The organism is Bacillus paramycoides, assembly GCF_038971285.1.
In the GTDB taxonomy this organism is placed as follows: domain Bacteria; phylum Bacillota; class Bacilli; order Bacillales; family Bacillaceae_G; genus Bacillus_A.
The window spans coordinates 2,870,948-2,889,306 of sequence record NZ_CP152427.1 but is presented as its reverse complement, the minus strand read 5'-3'; the positions used below and the strand labels follow the sequence as shown (position 1 = coordinate 2,889,306).

Annotated in this window: 18 protein-coding genes, 3 pseudogenes and 1 riboswitch; of the genes and pseudogenes, 16 read left to right on the top strand and 5 right to left on the bottom strand. The window is 34.9% G+C overall.

The window, feature by feature from the left end:
- Positions 1-35: 35 nt before the first annotated feature.
- The gene (locus tag AAG068_RS14980; RefSeq protein ID WP_342714847.1) at positions 36-1,502 is read right to left on the bottom strand and encodes an amino acid permease; all 1,467 of its coding nucleotides are present in this window, start codon (positions 1,500-1,502) and stop codon (positions 36-38) included.
- A gap of 112 nt (positions 1,503-1,614) precedes the next feature.
- Positions 1,615-1,807: riboswitch (Lysine riboswitch) on the bottom strand.
- Between the two features lie 322 nt (positions 1,808-2,129).
- On the opposite strand from AAG068_RS14980, the gene AAG068_RS14975 reads away from it, so the two are divergent.
- Complete coding sequence (locus AAG068_RS14975; RefSeq protein ID WP_342714846.1) at positions 2,130-2,579, top strand: GNAT family N-acetyltransferase; 450 nt, start codon at positions 2,130-2,132, stop codon at positions 2,577-2,579.
- Positions 2,580-2,619: 40 nt separating this feature from the next.
- Here the strand turns inward: AAG068_RS14975 and AAG068_RS14970 are convergent, their stop codons facing one another.
- Positions 2,620-3,522 carry a sulfite exporter TauE/SafE family protein gene (locus AAG068_RS14970; RefSeq protein ID WP_098347041.1) on the bottom strand — a complete coding sequence of 301 codons (903 nt, stop codon included), beginning with the start codon at positions 3,520-3,522 and terminating at the stop codon, positions 2,620-2,622.
- Positions 3,523-3,728: 206 nt separating this feature from the next.
- Between AAG068_RS14970 and AAG068_RS14965 the strand changes: the two genes are divergently transcribed.
- The 9 genes and pseudogenes from AAG068_RS14965 (at position 3,729) to AAG068_RS14925 (ending at position 11,161) form a co-directional block, all read left to right on the top strand.
- Positions 3,729-4,526 (top strand): VOC family protein, encoded by a 798-nt coding sequence (locus AAG068_RS14965; protein WP_342714845.1) that lies wholly within the window; start codon positions 3,729-3,731, stop codon positions 4,524-4,526.
- A gap of 14 nt (positions 4,527-4,540) precedes the next feature.
- The gene (locus AAG068_RS14960; RefSeq protein ID WP_342714844.1) at positions 4,541-5,479 is read left to right on the top strand and encodes an aminoglycoside phosphotransferase family protein; all 939 of its coding nucleotides are present in this window, start codon (positions 4,541-4,543) and stop codon (positions 5,477-5,479) included.
- A 13-nt stretch (positions 5,480-5,492) separates the two neighbouring features.
- A complete protein-coding gene (locus AAG068_RS14955) occupies positions 5,493-6,236 on the top strand; it encodes a metallophosphoesterase family protein (RefSeq protein ID WP_342714843.1) in 744 nt (247 codons plus the stop codon).
- A 132-nt stretch (positions 6,237-6,368) separates the two neighbouring features.
- Positions 6,369-7,040: an AAA family ATPase gene (locus tag AAG068_RS14950; protein ID WP_342714842.1), complete on the top strand. Its 672-nt coding sequence runs from the start codon at positions 6,369-6,371 to the stop codon at positions 7,038-7,040.
- 128 nt (positions 7,041-7,168) lie between these two features.
- Positions 7,169-7,993, top strand: a complete 825-nt coding sequence (locus AAG068_RS14945; protein ID WP_342714841.1) for a DUF2785 domain-containing protein — start codon at positions 7,169-7,171, stop codon at positions 7,991-7,993.
- A gap of 105 nt (positions 7,994-8,098) precedes the next feature.
- Complete coding sequence (locus AAG068_RS14940) at positions 8,099-9,085, top strand: alpha/beta fold hydrolase (protein ID WP_342714840.1); 987 nt, start codon at positions 8,099-8,101, stop codon at positions 9,083-9,085.
- Between the two features lie 34 nt (positions 9,086-9,119).
- Positions 9,120-9,791: pseudogene (locus AAG068_RS14935) on the top strand (response regulator transcription factor).
- A complete protein-coding gene (locus AAG068_RS14930; RefSeq protein WP_342714839.1) occupies positions 9,788-10,783 on the top strand; it encodes a sensor histidine kinase in 996 nt (331 codons plus the stop codon). The pseudogene AAG068_RS14935 and the gene AAG068_RS14930 overlap by 4 nt, the downstream one beginning before the upstream one ends.
- Before the next feature lie 63 nt (positions 10,784-10,846).
- The gene (locus AAG068_RS14925) at positions 10,847-11,161 is read left to right on the top strand and encodes a DUF3892 domain-containing protein (protein WP_342714838.1); all 315 of its coding nucleotides are present in this window, start codon (positions 10,847-10,849) and stop codon (positions 11,159-11,161) included.
- A gap of 86 nt (positions 11,162-11,247) precedes the next feature.
- Here AAG068_RS14925 and AAG068_RS14920 read toward each other — a convergent pair whose 3' ends face one another.
- Positions 11,248-11,688, bottom strand: coding sequence for a YaiI/YqxD family protein (locus tag AAG068_RS14920; protein ID WP_144575681.1), 441 nt, complete (start codon positions 11,686-11,688; stop codon positions 11,248-11,250).
- Between the two features lie 81 nt (positions 11,689-11,769).
- Complete coding sequence (locus AAG068_RS14915) at positions 11,770-13,212, bottom strand: PLP-dependent aminotransferase family protein (RefSeq protein WP_342714837.1); 1,443 nt, start codon at positions 13,210-13,212, stop codon at positions 11,770-11,772.
- A 124-nt stretch (positions 13,213-13,336) separates the two neighbouring features.
- Here AAG068_RS14915 and AAG068_RS14910 point away from each other — a divergent pair, with 124 nt between their 5' ends.
- Positions 13,337-14,248, top strand: a complete 912-nt coding sequence (locus AAG068_RS14910; RefSeq protein WP_342714836.1) for a DMT family transporter — start codon at positions 13,337-13,339, stop codon at positions 14,246-14,248.
- An 18-nt stretch (positions 14,249-14,266) separates the two neighbouring features.
- On the opposite strand, the gene AAG068_RS14905 is transcribed toward AAG068_RS14910, so the two are convergent.
- Positions 14,267-14,734, bottom strand: coding sequence for an NUDIX hydrolase (locus tag AAG068_RS14905; protein WP_342714835.1), 468 nt, complete (start codon positions 14,732-14,734; stop codon positions 14,267-14,269).
- 96 nt (positions 14,735-14,830) lie between these two features.
- On the opposite strand from AAG068_RS14905, the pseudogene AAG068_RS14900 reads away from it, so the two are divergent.
- The 5 genes and pseudogenes from AAG068_RS14900 (at position 14,831) to AAG068_RS14880 (ending at position 18,201) form a co-directional block, all read left to right on the top strand.
- Positions 14,831-15,225: pseudogene (locus tag AAG068_RS14900) on the top strand (DUF3980 domain-containing protein).
- A 17-nt stretch (positions 15,226-15,242) separates the two neighbouring features.
- On the top strand, positions 15,243-15,713 hold the full coding sequence (locus AAG068_RS14895; protein ID WP_342714834.1) for a GNAT family N-acetyltransferase: 471 nt from the start codon (positions 15,243-15,245) through the stop codon (positions 15,711-15,713).
- A 48-nt stretch (positions 15,714-15,761) separates the two neighbouring features.
- Positions 15,762-16,664 (top strand): AraC family transcriptional regulator, encoded by a 903-nt coding sequence (locus AAG068_RS14890; protein ID WP_342714833.1) that lies wholly within the window; start codon positions 15,762-15,764, stop codon positions 16,662-16,664.
- Between the two features lie 11 nt (positions 16,665-16,675).
- The gene (locus AAG068_RS14885) at positions 16,676-17,623 is read left to right on the top strand and encodes a serine hydrolase domain-containing protein (RefSeq protein WP_342714832.1); all 948 of its coding nucleotides are present in this window, start codon (positions 16,676-16,678) and stop codon (positions 17,621-17,623) included.
- Between the two features lie 206 nt (positions 17,624-17,829).
- Positions 17,830-18,201: pseudogene (locus AAG068_RS14880) on the top strand (hypothetical protein).
- The last annotated feature ends 158 nt before the right edge of the window (positions 18,202-18,359 follow it).

Below are 18,359 nucleotides of genomic sequence, written 5' to 3'. Positions count from 1 at the left end.
AAAAACGAGCAAACAATTTGTTTGCTCGCTCTACTTTATTTCAATTCACATTTATCAAGTGGAATCACTTTCGTTTTCTTCGTAAATTTATATCCTAACCATAGTACTAAGAAGAGTGGTAAACCGATGTAAGAAACGAGTACGCCGTTCCAGTCGATTGATTCACCCATAAATGCGCCGTAGTTTTGTCCTAAAATTACGATGACGCAAAGTGTAAATGCGAAGATTGGACCAAATGGGAACCATTTTGCTCTATATGGTAAGTCTTTTAAATCTTTGCCTTGTGCGATATATGCTTTACGGAAACGGTAATGACTAATTGCGATTCCAACCCATGCTATAAAGCCAGACATTCCAGATGCGTTTAATAACCAAATGTATACAACACCGTCACCGAATAAAGAAGCAATGAAAGCGATACTACCGACAATTGACGTTACGATTAACGCGTTAACAGGTACACCGCGGCTATCTAATTTGCCTAAGAATTTTGGTGCTTTACCTTGGCGAGCTAAATCCCAAAGCATACGAGTTGATGCATACATACCAGAGTTACCAGCAGATAGTACTGCCGTTAAAATAACAGCGTTCATAACAGAAGCAGCAAAGGCAACGCCCGCTTTTTCAAAAATAAGTGTAAATGGACTTACTGTAACATCGCTTGCAGCAAGGCTTTCAGTCGTATAAGGAATTAATAAACCGATAACGAGAATCGCAAGGATATAGAATAAAAGAATACGCCAAAAGATGGAACGAATTGCTTTTGGAATATTACGCTCTGGATCAGAAGTTTCACCAGCAGCAACTCCTAACAATTCAGTACCTTGGAAGGAGAAACCAGCTGCCATAAACACACCGATAATTGCCATGATGCCGCCGTTAAATGGAGCATCTGCAACAGTGAAGTTTTTGAAGCCAACAGTTTCACCGCCCATAATTCCAAAAATCATCATGAAGCCGATAATTAAAAAGATAATAATAGTAACGACTTTAATAAGTGCGAACCAATATTCAGATTCACCAAACCCTTTAACAGATAAATAGTTTAAAAGGAAAATAATAGCTAAACATAATCCACTCCAAATAAGAGAAGGGGTATCTGGGAACCAAAATTTCATAATTAATGTTACAGCTGCGAGTTCTGCAGCAATTGTAATGGCCCAGTTATACCAATAGTTCCAGCCAAGTGCAAAGCCAAGGGATGGATCAACAAATTTTGTTGCGTATGTGCTAAAAGATCCGGTAACAGGCATGTAAGCTGCGAGTTCAGCTAAGCTTGTCATTAAAAAGTAAACCATAATCCCAATTGCGGCGTATGCAATTAATGCGCCACCAGGCCCAGCTGAATGGATGACACCACCGCTGGCAAGAAATAATCCGGTACCAATTGTACCGCCGAGAGAAATCATCGTAAGGTGCCTAGATTTTAGACCGCGTCTTAATTCACCTTTTTCTTTTGTAGTTTGCGTTTTAGAGGTAGCTTGATTCGTTGCGCTATTCATGTTCAACACTCCTTTTCTTGTAAGATAGGAAGGAGCGGGGGAGAAAAATACAAAAAACCGCCAAAGGAATTTGGCGGAACGTTTCACAAATAACCACCCCATCATACCCTTCCGTTAAGATAGCACCCCACGTTTACACGGTAATTTTGTAAACGTGACAGTTCTGTTCCTTTCGGTGACAGCCCCAGCTCATATTTCCAGAGAAGAAATATAAACTTCGGCAACTTTTCCTTTCAAACGGAGTCTTAGACATTCTCTGTATCTCGTCCGTTTTACTCTTAAAAGTCGCAACCTCTACCTCATCGGATTGATGAGGATTTATATATTGCTAAGATTTTTAATATATGGCAATTGTAATGAGTTTCTGAATATATTGCAAGATATTTTGTAGGAAAAAATCAAAAAAGATCGGTTATTGTATAGGAAACGCTTGCAAAACTCCACCCGAACCTACTATTATGTAACAATAAGCAAAGAAAAAATTGTTATACAAATGTTTCGCAAAAAATATTGAAAAACCCTTCAAAAATTAAAAGAAAATTCAGAAAATATAATTCGACATTTATAATAAGGTCATATTTTTTGATATAATTAGAGAAACGTTGAATCAAAAAAGGGGAAATCAATATGAAATTAGAAACAGAAAGGCTCTATATAGTGCCGTGTACAGAAGAGAGTATTCACGTTGCTTACGAGCAAGGATATAATAGTGGCTCACATATTGTAGGGCATGTAGAAAATGTAAAACAAAATAAGGATTTATTACCTTGGGGCGCGTGGTATGTCATTCGAAAAGAAGATGATATCGTTCTAGGAGATATAGGGTTTAAAGGGAAACCAAATGAGGAACATATAGTAGAAGTTGGTTACGGATTTATTGAGAAATATTGGAATAAAGGGTATGCGACAGAAGCTGTACGGGAACTAATAGATTGGGCTTTTCAGACAGGAGAGGTAGAAATGATTATTGCGGAGACACTTCTTGAAAATGAAAGCTCGATTCGTGTATTAGAGAAATTACATATGAAGAGAACTGGCACTACAGAAACGATGATGAATTGGAAAATAGAAAAATAAAAAATACCGCTCGAAGTATATCGGGCGGTATTTTTTATCGTTATGGTAGCATTTGTTTTTGATCATTCGGATATCCCGCTGTCGGTGCGTTAGAACGATTGGAATGATTGCGAACAGCAATGAAAATAGAAATAATAACGACAAGACCAATTGCCACGTAAGAAAGTGAAATAATAGTTGGATCCACTTTAAATGTAGTAAGCAGTGTACGAATGTTTGTGAAGATTATAAGGCCACCAACTAATACGCCAAGTAAATGAGAAGGAACGATGCGCACTAGCCATGCAGCAATTGGAGCTGCGACAATACCACCAAGCATTAACGCAAATACCCAAACCCAGCTTACTTGTTCCCAGCCAAGTGAGATGAAGAAGCCAATTGTTGCAGCTAATGAAACAGGAAATTCACTCGTATCTACAGATCCAATAACTTTTCTCGCTTCATTTCCTCTTGCTAGAAGAACAGGTGTCGTAATCGGTCCCCAGCCACCGCCACCAGTTGAATCAACGAATCCAGCGAATAAGCCAAGCGGCACAAGTTGTTTAGCTGACATACGTTTATTTGAAGTAACAATCTGTTTTTGAATAATGAATCGTAATAAAATATAAACTCCTAAAGTAAATAAAAATAAGGAAATGTACGGTTTAATGATATCGCCAGGTAAATTACTTAAAAAACATGCCCCAACAAATGCACCAATTGCTCCTGGTAATGTAAGCCTGGAAACGGTGTATTTATCAACGTTCCCAAATTTGAGGTGAGATGCACCAGAAGCGGCGGTTGTAACAACTTCAGCTAAATGAACAGATGCGGAAGCTACAGCCGGTGCGATACCAAACATTAGTAAAAGTGAGGTAGAAGTTACCCCGTACGCCATTCCAAGCGCTCCATCGATTAATTGAGCGAAAAATCCAATAATAGCAAAGACAATTAATTTCTGCATAAAAAATCCCCCTGTAATAGTAAATGAAAAAGGCACTTTTCCCGTGTGAGAAAAGTGCCTTTGGTTTTTCCAATCAGCAATATTGAAATTTGTTTCATTATAATACATATTAATCGTATAAATCAACTAGGTTTTAAAGTTTTTTGAATTGAACGAAATAAAAATAAAATATACAATAAAAGGATGGAGAGAAAGGGGAGAAAGACATGTTACGATTTGATCATCTCGTACACGCAGTACATGGTACACCGGAGGAAGCAGCAAAACAAATGCAGGCGCATGGATTCCATACTGCAATAGGTGGAGAGCATACTACTTGGGGCACTTGGAATAGTTTAAGTTATTTTGATTTATCATATATAGAATTTTTAGCAGTACAGCATGAAGATAAAGCGAAGAAAGCAGACAATCCATTAGTACAAGAAACAGTAGTGAAATTACAAGCTGGAGAAGGCATGCTGCAAATTGCAATTCGAACAGATACCATTGAAGAACTAGCAGTTAAGTTTAGTAAGCACGGTTTACATACGATAGGACCATTTGAAGGAAAACGTATGAGGGAAGATGGCCGCCTTTTAGAATGGAAAATGTTATTTGTAAAGCAAGAAGAGAACGGACCGAAATTACCTTTCTTTATACAGTGGAATGAAACGGACGAAGAAAGAAGAAACGATTTACGTAACATCGGGACGATCACTGAACATAAAAACAAAGTACAACAAATTGAAACGATTCATTACGCAGTGAAAAATGTTCGAGAAACAGTACGGAAATGGAAAGCAGTCATGGAGCTAACTGCAAGCCCAGTCATGAAAAATGAAGAATGGAATGCGGAGTGTCAAAGTGTATTGTTTGGTGACATTCATGTGCAGTTTTGTGAACCGGTTGGAGAAGGTCTAGTGCAAGAATACAAAAAAAATCATGGCGAATATCCATTTGCAGTGGAGTTTAAAAGTGAAAATAAACGAGAGCATGAAGTGTTAGGTAGTTTGTACATATATTGATAGAGGTGAACGTTGTGGAAGAAATGCTTAGAGAGATAGAGAGAGAACTAGAATGGCCTCGTATTGTAAAGTGTACAGCTATTTCGAAAGGTTTTTCACATGAAGAGAAATATAAAATAGAGTTAGAAAACAGAGTAACATATTTTGTAAAAGTATGTGATACTGTTCATTTTGAACGTAAACAAGAAGAATATACGTATATGAAACAATTAGAGTTATTACATATTCCAACGCCGAAATTAATTCATTTTATAAAACTCGAGGAATTAAATAAGTGTATTCAAGTATTTAAATGGATCCAAGGTGTAAATGGTGAAGAAGGTTTAGGGAAGCTATCGGTGGAAGAACAGTATTATGCAGGAAGAAAAGCAGGGGAAGTATTAAAGAGGATTCATTCAATTGAAAAAGAAAGTGCAAGTAATAAATGGGAAACGGTTCGATGGAATAAATATGAAAGATATATAAAAGCATTAGAAGGTTACGAGGTGAAATTTCTCGATTTGAAGCCAGTATTAACCTTTGTAGAAAATCATAAGTATTTATTGAAAAATCGTCCACTCACCTTTTTACACGATGATTTCCATCCAGCAAATACTATGATTCATAATAAGGAATTTATCGTTATCGATTTTGGTGGATATGATTTTGGCGATCCAATACATGATTTTTATAACGTAGCGATTTTTACTACAAGAATAAGCAAACCGTTTGCGTTTGGACAAGTTCATGGTTATTGCGGGGGAGAACCGTCACTTCATTTTTGGCAACTGTACTCCTTATATGCAGCAATGACATTCCCGGCGGATATCGTATGGACTAACCGAAGCACACCGCATTTAGTAGATGATATGAAGGAAAGATTGAACGTAATTTTAGAAGATCATAATCATTTTTCATCCTATATTCCAAAATGGTATCAATCACAACATGAGGATATAATAAACTATAAGTAATGGAGGGATTCATATGGATAAAATAGCAGTAATTTCGGATATTCACGGTAATATTCCGGCGTTAGATTCTGTACTGAAAGACATTAAAGTAAGAGGAATTGAACGCATTATTTGTCTTGGAGATTTAGTTGGAAAAGGTCCTCATTCAAGTGAAGTAATTGAAATCATTCGTAAAGAATGTGAAGAAGTTGTAATGGGGAATTGGGATGATTTCATCACAAAACCGACGGAATTTGAAACGTTAAAATGGCATCAAAAACAATTATCAGAAGAACAAAATGACTATTTAAGAAGCTTACCATTTTCAATCGAATTTTATATGAGCGGCAAACTGATTCGTATGTTCCACGCTTCACCGAGAAGTTTATATGAAAGAATTCAACCGCACGCTTCAAGAGAAGAGCGTGTTAGTATGTTCGAAAACAGTGAGCTCACAGAGAATATAGAAGGGGAAAGAAAACCAGATGTCGTTTGCTACGGTGACGTTCACCAAGCATTCGTTCAAAATTTCAGAGGGAAAACGTTATGTAATGCTGGTAGCGTAGGCAATCCACTTGAAATTACACAAGCTTCCTATTTAATATTTGAAGGAATGTACAATGAAAAAGAAACCGCGAGCTTTTCTATTCAACTCGTACGTGTACCGTATGATATTGAATTAGCTATTAGGCTAGCAGAAGAACTCGATATGCCAGAAATTGAAGAATACAAACAAGAATTACGGACTGCTTTATATCGAGGGTTTAAGGGAAAGTAAGCCAATAATAACATATCAACGATTTTTTCGATATATCGACGATTCGACAAGGGATATCGACTTACCGACAAATAGTGACATAAATTCTTATTCATAATAATATTATGTAAACAAATTGCGGGAGGAAATACCATGAATCGAAAACTACGAATCAAAGAAATTGTAGATCACATATTAAAATTAAACTTAACTTATCCAACAAGAGTGGGTGTAAGTGGTATAACAGCGTCAGGAAAAACAACATTTGCAAACGAACTAGCGGAAGAAATAAAAAAACGAGGATTACCAGTAACACGCGCCAGCATTGATGATTTTCATAATCCAAAAGTGATTCGCTATGCAAAAGGAAAAGAGTCTGCAAGAGGGTATTACGAAGATGCACACGATTATACAGCTTTCAAAGAAAGATTATTAAAGCCTTTAGGACCGAACGGAAATTTACTATATGAAACGATTTCTCATAATTTAAAAATGGATATTCCTGTACATAATGAGCCGTTAATGGCTCAACCCAATATGGTGCTAATAGTAGATGGAACGTTTCTATTGAAAAAAAACATTGAGTATTTATTTGATTACAAAATCTTTGTAGATACAGATTTTGAGATTGCGAGAGAACGTGGTGCAAAGCGCGAGACTGAGACTTTTGGAAGTTATGAAGAAGCAGAGAAGATATTTTTGAACAGGTATCATGCGGCCTGTAAAATGTATATAGATGAGCATAATCCGAAAGAGTGTGCGGATGTTGTATTTCGGAATAGTGATTTAGCAAATCCAGAAGTTATATTTCAAGAGCGAAAGTAATACATAATCAAAAGTATATGTATAGCCTTTTATTTATAGTTATAATTCTCGTATAATTAAATTAACTTTAAAAAGTAAAAACGGGGGATAAGGCAATAAAAAAACGTAAAAAGGGGACAGGGAATAGAATGAATGAAGTACTAGAACTAAAAGAAGAACTACTACAAATTAAAAATAATAATTATGCTGTACCAGAAGACGTAGATGCATATCCATATGCGCAGTGGATGCTAGATTATATCGGTTCACCTGATGCTGAATTACGTGATGATTTAATTTATAATACGCTTCATAAATGGATTACAAATGATGTATTTAGACAAAAAGAATTACGAGGATTAATGTTACAAGCAATTAGTCCTGATTATTTATTTTATAAAATTGGTGAAAAGGGCACAGACTCTGTATTTAAACGTGCCTTCTCTGTATTAATTCCGCCACTTATTTTATCTGTTCATGAGAGAGAACCGTTGTTATCGGAAGAGCAACTGTACAGTGTGGCAGAACAAGTGTTGGAATATGTATATTTAGAAGAAGATGTAAGAGGTTATGTAGAAGGAAAAGGTTGGGCACACTCTACAGCACACGCTGCTGATGCACTTGATGCTTTAGCGCGTACTATACAAAATCGTGAGTTTTCATATGCAATATTAGCTGCTGTTCGTCAGAAGGTTCGCTTACGTGACTACGTATACATCCATTTTGAAGATGAGAGATTAGTAGCGCCAATTATGTCGTTACGTAACCAAAATCTTTTAACTGAAGAAGAGTGGAGCAACTGGCTACATAGTATAGCAATTGTTGAAGACATCCCGCATCCTCAGTATGATATTTTAGTACAAAATATTAGAGCTTTCTTAAGAAGTTTATACTTTAGAGTTTTAGAGACAGAGGGTAGTACAGCCTTTACAGATGATATATTGGAGACTTTGAAGGGTTTGCGTAGGTATTAAAAATGGTCCAACCTTAGAAACAATGAATAGATATTAATTTTGAAAATTTATTAGAAATTTATTTTTATATTGTACCCTTTCATTATAGGTTGAAAGGGGTGTCAAATGAAAAAATTATTGAAGTTAGTGAAAATAATATTTTTAATGTGTGTTAGTATGATTTTCTTTGGAACAGGCGCTGTATTTATATATCATAACTATCAATTAAAAATGGAATCGAAATTAATGAACAATGAAGGCGAACTTGTTAATTTCGATAATAAAAAAGTGAATGTTTATAATGAGGGGAGCGGAGAGGATACGTTTGTATTTTTGGCCGGATCTGGAATTGCCGCTCCTGTTTATGAATTGAAAGGTTTATATAGTGAATTTTCGAAAAAAAACAAGATTTCTGTAATTGAGAGAGCAGGTTATGGATACAGTGATGTTTTTCAAGATGATAGAGATATTGATACGATATTAGAACAAACGAGAGAAGCGCTTATTCGAAGTGGAAATAAACCACCTTACATTTTAGTACCACACTCTCTATCGGGAATAGAGGCTATTTATTGGGCACAAAAATATCCAAGTGAAGTAAAAGGGATTATTGCGTTAGATATTGGTTTACCTAAACAGTACGTGACTAATAAAATAGGTATGGTTGATTCATTAAAAATAAAAGGGATGAATCTTTTAACGAAAATTGGTTTTCAGAGATTAGCTCCCTCTATTACTTATAATCCCGAAGTCATTCGTCAATCCTTTTTAAACGAACAGGAAAAAGATATTTATAAAGCGCTTACGTATAAGAGGGCTTTTAATGATGATATGAAGCAAGAACTTTTACAAAGCTACAATAACGGTAAAAAATCAAATTCCTTATCGATCCCAAAAGAAACACCTATGTTATTTATAGATGCGATTGCTGGGCAATATAAAGATTCGAAGTATACAAAGCAAAAAAACGAAGATTATAAGGAGTTTGCTAGCAAGTTATTAATAGCTGATGTGAAAATAATTGAAGGTACACATAGTATTTATTTATATGCTCCTGATGAAATATACAAAATTGCTATGGATTTTATTAAGAATAAAGTAGTGAAGAACTAAGCAATTGTTATTTTAGCGATGAAAGGTCTACATAATGAAAGTATATAACTTATTAATTGTTGAAGACGATTTGATTATAGGAGATTTATTACAAAAAATTTTACAGCGTGAGAAGTATAATGTGTGTTGGGAGAAAGAGGGAAGGAAAGTTCTTGATATAATTCATGAAATAGATTTAGTCATAATGGATGTTATGTTACCAGGCGAAGATGGTTATCAAATTACAAAGAAAATAAAAAATCTAGGATTAAATATTCCAATTATATTTCTATCAGCTAGGAATGATATGGATAGTAAACTAAAAGGTTTGACCATTGGAGAAGAATACATGATAAAACCTTTTGATCCTAGAGAGTTGTTGTTAAGGATTCAGAAAATGTTAGATAATCAATATGGTGCGTTCACGCAAATTAACCATTTATTTATAGATGCAGAATATAAAAGAGTTTTTATTAATGATTTGCGTAAAGAAGTTGCTTTTACAGCAATTGAACGTAAAATATTTTTCTATTAATATGAAAATAGAGATAGAATTTTATCTAAAGAACACTTCTATGATTACCTATGGCAACTCGAAGATAGAAATCAAAATATCATGAACGTACATATAAAGAAAATCAGAACCAAAATTGATGATAAAACAGGTGATATTATTCAGAACATATACGGAGAAGGGTATAGATTAAATATCTATATGAAGAAATGAACTTAAAGAAAAAATATCAGTTACTATTATTCTCCGCTATGATTAGCGTACCACTGTTATTGTTATCAATTAGTATCTTTGTATCAGTTATTTATAATGTTGTCTTTAAAACTAAAAATCAGAACATTCCTTTTCACGAATCCTATGCATATCCTACGATGTTAATCATATTTTTATTATCACTATTAATATTAGCTTTTGTATTTTCAAAATCGATTAACACAGTATTAAATAAAATTAATGTATTAAATCAAACGATTCGAGATTTAGCTAGTGATAAAAAAATCCCTAATATAATAAATGTTAAAAGCGATGATGAAATGGGAAAGCTGATTAAATCAGTGAACTTGCTTATAGAAAGAACAACTTATCGAGAATTAGAACTACAACAACAGGAACAAATAAAAAAGGAACTATTAAATAAATTACGGCATGATATCAATACACCCTTAACAGCGGTCAGATTACAATTATATTATTTAGAAGGTGAGCACAAGGATCAAGCACCAGTACTTGAATCAATGTATGAGCAGATACAATATATAAGTGATTTAACTAACGAATTTAATATTCAATCTACAGAGACCTTAGAGAATACTTATATTGTGAATGATGAAGTTAATATACATAATTTAATAGAAAATATGATTAAAAAATGGAGCTATTTGTATAGCATTCATAAAATTGAATTAGTATATAATCCACAAGATAATGAGTTGATATGGAATAGTAATGAGTTATGGATTCAAAGGTTATTTGATAATATTTTTCAAAATGTCCTTAAACATTCAAAAGCTAAAAAACTCAAAATTATTATAGATGAAGATATTGTTTCCTTTAGAGATAATGGAATTGGGTTTAATATAAATACTAAAGGTACAGGACTTGGTTTGAAAAATATTGAAGATATATCAAAGATGTTCGATATAAAATACACTTTACAATCAAATAGTGAGGGTACTATGTTTTTATTTGAAAATACAAAAGTTTAGAGCAAATTACATAAAACCAACACCTCCCAACCATACTAATAAAATGTGTTGGAGGTGAATGTTATGGACAATAAAGACTTTGAAAAAGTTTATAATGATTACTTACATCAAGGAGAAAAGCAAGCTCAATTTGAAGTAGACAATGAAGTCAATTCAGGAGCAGAACAAATTGTTGCTGTTCGTAAAAATGATGATGGTGATTTAATTGCGTTTAAAACAAGTAGCGGGAGAGAGTTAGATTATATGAATGCTCTTAGTGAAGCAAAATCAGGGAAGTTAGCTCATGTGGATGTATTTCATAAGTATGGCAGAGATATTATACGTAGTGAACCTGATGGAATAAAGGAAAATAACTTAGATAATTTACCTTCATTTTAAACGGGTAAACCTCAAGAAGAGAATGTTCATTTGGATATTCTCTTCTTTGTTTTGCGAAGTTTTCCTTGCGAAAAGAAGGTTCATCTTTAATGGGCGATCATACTTTTAAAGAGCGCTCTAAATTTCTCTTTATCTTCTGCTGTAAATGGTTTCGGTCCCTTTGTACGTTTACCACTTTTTCGAACCATTGCACTTAAATATCGTGTTTGTAACAATTGTTCAATGTTATCATTCGTATACTTATAGCCTTTATGGTGTAGAACGATACAGCCTTTTGCTAAAGCGAGCGAAGCAAGACCGTAATCTTGCGTTACGATTAAATCTTCTTTTTTTGCTAACTGCATAATGCGGTAATCTGCAGCATCTGCTCCAGAATCAACATAAATTGTTTCCACACCTTTAGGCTGCTGAGCATTAGAATAATGAGAAAAGCTAGTAACGAGGGTAACAGGAATTTCTGCACTCGTAGCTTCAAAAATAATTACATCTTTTACAGGACAAGCATCTGCATCAACGTAAATTTTCATCTTTATCACTCCTATAACTAGGTTCGTGTTGATAATAATGGTAGATTGTTCTTTTGTCAAACGATAAAGCTTTATGTAAAGTCATTTTTCACAAATTAAAATAGCTTCTCGCAAACGAGAAATACCTTCCTCAATTTGATCAATATTCACTTTTCCATAAGATAAACGAATATAGCCATCTTTCGCACCGAAAATACTACCGGGCATAAAGGCGATTTCTTGTTTTAAGCTTTGCATAATGAGTTGTTTTTCGTTTATCGGTTCGTTTAATTTTCCCCATATGTATATACCACCGGTCGGGTTTGAAAAAGAGATTTTATCGTGAAGTTGCTCGTTTAAGGCGCGAACGATAACGTCTCTTTTTTCTGCTAGTTGTTTTCGTAACGGTACGATATGAGACTGAAATGGTACAGTTTCGAAAAATTGCTGCATAAGCCACTGCGGGAAAATGCTCATACCTAATTCCATTTGGTGTCTTGCGTCTGATAACCTTTCTACTACAGACTGCGGGGCGACAAGCCAGCCGACTCGTAAACCTGGTGCAATCATTTTTGATAAGGAATGTACATAAATGACTGTCCCATTTTCATCTATTGATTTTAAAGTAGGGCAAGGTTGTTTCTTTTCTAACGTAAGTAAGCTGGACGGATCATCTTCCACAATCGCAATTCGTAAGTCTGCGCAAAGTGATAATAGTTTTTTTCTACGGTTTGGATGCAGCATTGTTCCCGTAGGATTTTGGAAATTGGGATTTAAAAAGATCATTTTAATCCGATGCTTTCTATATAATTCTTGCACATCATCCGGATTAATACCATGTTCATCGACAGGTAAGGGGAAAATACGAATACCTGCTGATTGGAATAACGGTAAGGAATAACAGTGTGAAGGACTTTCAAAAGCGACTGCATCACCTGGATTTAATAAACATTGCACGATAAGGTGAAGTGCTTGCTGTGCGCCAGAAGTAATCATAATAGACTGCTCAGTCGCTTCAATTTTTAAGTATTCCTTCATATATTTTACGACCGCTTGTCTTAGCGGGAGATAGCCTTGCGGATGATCGTAACTTAATGAATGAGTTAACGGTTGTTCTCGTAAAATCGTTTGTAGTTGATCGTGAGGATAGAGGTTACAACCGAGCTCTCCGTTTGCAAAATCTATAATATTTTCATTTTGTTGTACTTCCGCACGAATATGGCGAAGTAACGGTAAGTTTGGTAAAAAAGTACCACCTTCTACGAAATTTCTCCAGTTCGGCGTTAATGTTGGAGAAACGCCCCACATATGTGTACTTACACGTGTCCCTTTACCAGTCGTACTTTCTACAATTCCCATAGCACGTAATTCATTATAAGCAGTAGTAACTGTACTTCGATTTACATTTAACTGCGTAGCTAATTTTCGTTCGGAAGGTAGGAAGCTTCCTGGAGGTAGTTCTCCGTATGTAATACGTTTCTCAATAAAGTCAACAACTTGCTGATAAATGGGGATTTTACTGTCGTTATCTAGCTTCCATTCCATACAAACGCCTCCGAATCTCTTATATATATTCAGTATAACAAATTGGCTGGGTAAAAAAACAGCCAATTGGACGGTGTTATATCCAGCCAATTTTACTATGCTAAATATGGAAGGGGAGATTCGGATGAAAAGATGGCAAATGGAATGGCTCCTAGTATCAGTAGCATTAGTATGGGGAGCAAATTATACGATAGGAAAGTATGGCGTGGCATATATGTCATCCATTCAATTTAATAGTTTACGATTTTTAGTAGCATCTCCGGTATTATTACTTATTACATTTTTAATGGAACGCTCATTACGTATTGAAAGAAAAGATTGGTTACGATTAGTAGCAGTCGGTATCGTTGGTACGACAATGTATCAAACGATGTTTATGCTATCTGTGAAATATACTTCAGCAACGAACGCCTCATTACTAATTGCGATGTCACCTATTTTTACAGGGATATTAGCAGTATTGCACAAACAAGAACGTTTTTCGATGAAAGTACAAATTGGTTCAATAGTAGCGTTTATTGGTGCAGCATTCGTTTTATTAACAGGGCATACAGGAGGAGCTACTTATGAATATGCATGGCTCGGAAATGTAATTGGATTAGTCGCAGCAATTGCGTGGGGATGGTATCCAATATTAGCGCAACCTCTTATTACAAAATACTCCGCAATGAGAGTTACATCATGGTCTACTTTAATTGGAATTGTACCGCTAGTTATATACTGTTTATTCAACGTAAATTCTTTAACGTGGCCAGTAGATATGCCAAGCTGGGGATCACTAGCATATTCAATCATCTTTGCGACTATCTTCGGACTAGCAATGTGGTATGTCGGTATTAGTCAAATAGGCTCAACGAAAGTAATGGTTTATATGTATCTCGTACCATTATTCGCAGTTATCTTTGCGGCAGTAACAATTGGGGAGCAAATCAATATGATGCAACTCGTTGGCGGACTTATTATCTTTGTGGGTCTATATGTTGTAAAAAAGGGCGGAATCAAAAAGCCAGCTCTCAATTTGAAAAAAGTAAGTTAACAGTAAAAAGGATCTCTTTCATATAGAAGGAGATCCTTTTTGTTTTCGTAATAAAAGGGCTTGTTCAACGGCCCATTTTTGATGATCATGAATGAGAAGCTCTACAGCAAGTAAAGGAGACATCCATCGTAAAACATGACCTTCCTTACAACGTTCAGTTTGTTTCTGCACCATGTTCGCAATATAAAAGAACCCATCGTTTAAATAATATGTATCTTCCTTTTCTGCATAAAAATATCGAGCCGCATTACCGATATACTGATCAATTCCAATTGCCCATCCTAATTCCTCTAGTAGTTCACGGTGCAAACATTCTTCTTTTGTTTCATTACCTTCCATACCGCCACCAGGTAAAAAGTAACGGTCTCCTTTTTCGATAATAGCTACTTTTGAGCAAGTATCGTTAAAAATAACTGCGTAGCAACTAGGTCTTAATACATAATGAGCGGTAGATTTTTTCAAGCCAAACGTGAGTTTTGAAATCATAAAACACGATCTTTCTCTATAAAATACATAAAAGGAATATTAAGGTAAATAAAGAATGAAATAAGTATAATCTGAATAGATTGGAGTGGTAACACCATGATAAATCGAAAATGTTCAAGATGTAAAGAAATAACAGGTACGATGCACGGTGGTAAAAAAATTAAGGAAGAATTTCTATGTGAAGACTGTTTGCAAAAAGGGATTGAGAGTGGGGAGATCGAATTATCACAAGTGGAGCAAGAAAAAACTTCGTATCTTTCTATAAAAATATTAAAAATAATGAGTGTAATTTATTTAATAGGATCAATTTTAATGGCTTTTTCTGCTGGATCGCTTATACATGATCCAGGGAAGTATCAATTTTAGGGTCAGGTGCAGTTGGTGTAATTATTATTGGATCCATATTCCAGTCTGTTCTTGTATTTTGCGGGATATGGGTATTCATTCTATTAGTAGAAACCGTCATTAAAATTTATGAAAAAATGAAGTGAGTGAGAGGGAGAAACATATGCGAGTAAGAAACATCCAAGGGGAAGATTATGTAAAGATTCATTCAGTTTTAAATGATTGGTGGGGCGGGAGAGACATGGCTGACATGTTGCCAAAATTGTTTTTTGTTCACTTTCAAGAAACGAGTTTTATCATTGAAGAGGATGGCGAAATGTTAAGTTTCTTATGTGGATTTTTTTCACAAACATATAAAGATGAAGCATACGTTCATTTTATCGGTGTCAATCCGAAGTATAGAAGAAGAGGAATCGCATCGACATTGTATTCTTATTTCTTTGATGTTGCGCGTGCAAATAACCGTAAAATTGTAAAAGCAATTACGTCACCAATTAACAAAAAGTCGATACAGTTTCATCAAGAAATCGGTTTTCGGATTGAGGCTGGGGATGATGAGGTAGAGGGTGTATCAGTACATACAAATTATGATGGGAACGGCGGTAGTAGAGTATTATTTTTAAAAAATGTATAAAAGTAGGCTAGCTTAACGTTAGCCTTTTTGTTGTGAGGAGATAAAAGTATGGAGAGTAAACAAAGTAGAAATGAGTACTTACGCCGCATTTATAAAGTGCAAGATTATATAGAATCACACATAGATGATTCACTTTCAATTGAAGAGCTGGCGGATGTAGCAGGATTTTCAAAGTTTCATTTTCATCGTATTTTTAAGGGGATAGTAGATGAGCCATTATCAAGGTATGCAAACCGATTAAAATTAGAAAGAGCAACAAATTTACTTACATACCGTTTGGATATGACAATTACAGATATTGCGTATCACTTCGGATTCACAGATTCAGCAGTTTTCTCCCGTACATTTAAAAATTATTACGGTGTAAGTCCGTCACAATATCGAAATGATAATAGCAAGAATTGCAAAGACGTAAGGAGAGCTTCTCAATACAATGAGTGTAAGAAGGTTCGAGGAAATGTTGAAATTGTAACAGTGAATAATATAAACGTCGCATATATAAGACATATCGGTACATATGAAGAATTAACGATAGCTTTTCCAAAAATGATAGAGAAATTATTTCATTACGCAGCGGAGGAAAACTATTATGTATTTGAGGATACGAAAGTATTAACCATTTACCACGATCATCATGAATTTACTGAGGACAATCATTTAAGAACTAGTTTATGTATAACAATTCCGGATGGGTCCGTAGTAGAAACGAGCGACATTGGGATAATGGTAATACCTTCCGGAAAGTATGCGGTAGGTCATTTTGAAATATTCCAAGATGAATATAAAGGAGCATGGGATTTCTTATACGGTGAGTGGCTTCCAAATAGCGGATATAAACCGAGAGATTCATATCCTTTTGAAATGTATATAAATGACCCAAGGCAGCACCCGGAAAATAAACATATAGTTGATATATATGTACCAATCGAACCTTTTGAATCATTGATTTAGGGGGAAGAACAATGCAAACTGCTGAAAAGCTAGACTGTATTATAAAAGAAGAATACAAAAATATTAATGGTATGTTAGTAGTGCAGAGAGGAAATGTTGTTTTTGAAAATTATTATAATAGTTACAGTCCAGATAATGCATTTCATATAGCGTCAGTTACAAAAACGATAATCTCTGCGTTAATTGGGATATGTACAGATAAGGGCTATATAAAAAGTGTTGATCAAAAAATAATAGAATTTTTCCAGGAATATAACGTTCATTCATCTGAAATAACAGTAGGACATCTTCTTACGATGACAGCTCCACATCCTTTCGTAGACTGGCAGGAACCGTTAGAAGAACTATGTACACAAGAGGATTGGGTAAAGTATACATTGAACAGGATTGGACAAGGCGGAGAAATTGGATCTTTTAAATATTCATCTGCAGGAGCTCATTTACTATCAGCAATCATAACGAGCGCAACAGGAAAAAGTGTGCGTGAATTTGCGAATGAACACTTATTTCAACCACTCGGCATGAGAGAAATTTCAAACTACAATATGAAAGCATTTGGATTCGATGACTTATTCGGAAAAGATGTAAAGGGATGGGTTCATGATCCAAATGGTATTTCAACAGGCGGCTGGGGACTTACGTTAACAGCTAGAGATATGGCTAAGTTTGGACAGTTGTATTTGAATGAAGGTATTCATAATGGAAAACAAATACTATCAAAATCATGGATAAAAGAATCGACAGAAATGAACCAAAATCAATATGGTTACTTATGGTGGTTACGAGAAGAGGCAGGAATCTTTTCATACTGTGCAATGGGCGATGGTGGGAATGTGATTTGCTGTATTCCGGAGAAGGAATTGGTTGTAGTAATCGCTTCTGAAGTTATGCCGAATGCACGGGATAGATGGGAATTGATTGTGAAATACATTTTTCCTTATATAGGATCAAATAAATAACGGAAGCAAAAAGATGGTGTGAATGGGAGTTTCATACCATCTTTTTGTTTTATGACGGAAAGTTCATGAGAAGGTAATTTGTATGTTGAAAATGTAAATATTAGGATTTTTTGATATAAAATTATTTTTTTTTAGTATAATGAGGACAAGGCCTGAAAATACTTGAATATTTAAGTGAATATTTTAAAAAGGGAGATTAAGGAGATATGAAAAGCTTACTTCAAAAAACTTTAGCTGTTACAGGACTAACTGCTTCTTTATTAGGTATGGTTTCTTCCGTTTCATTTGCTTCGATTAGTTAGGATAATAGTGCAAGGTGGTCAGGATCCGGATCAAAAGCTAGGGCAACTGCCTACACTGCAAAATCAAATGAACCTCTTATGTACAAAATGATTGTAACAGCTAAATTTAGTGATGGCTCTTTTAATAGAGCAGAAGTGGATGATGCACGAATTTCAGATCGTTTAGATGTTGAAGTTTCATCCAAAGGGAAAGTGAATGGTGGTTATTCGACTCATGAATGGTTAGTCGTAGAGGATGATAGTGCGTACGCCTATAAGGAAATGGTAATTAAATAAAGTCTCACTTTATTATTTTAGAAGCCATGATGATTAACTTTTCAAAATGGTTTCTTTTTATTTTTACAGAATTAAAATTTTAGTGAAAATCTGCATCCCACCCGTAACTTTCCGCAGCGAAAAATCGTTTAACAAACGAAAGGATTTCCAATCAAGAA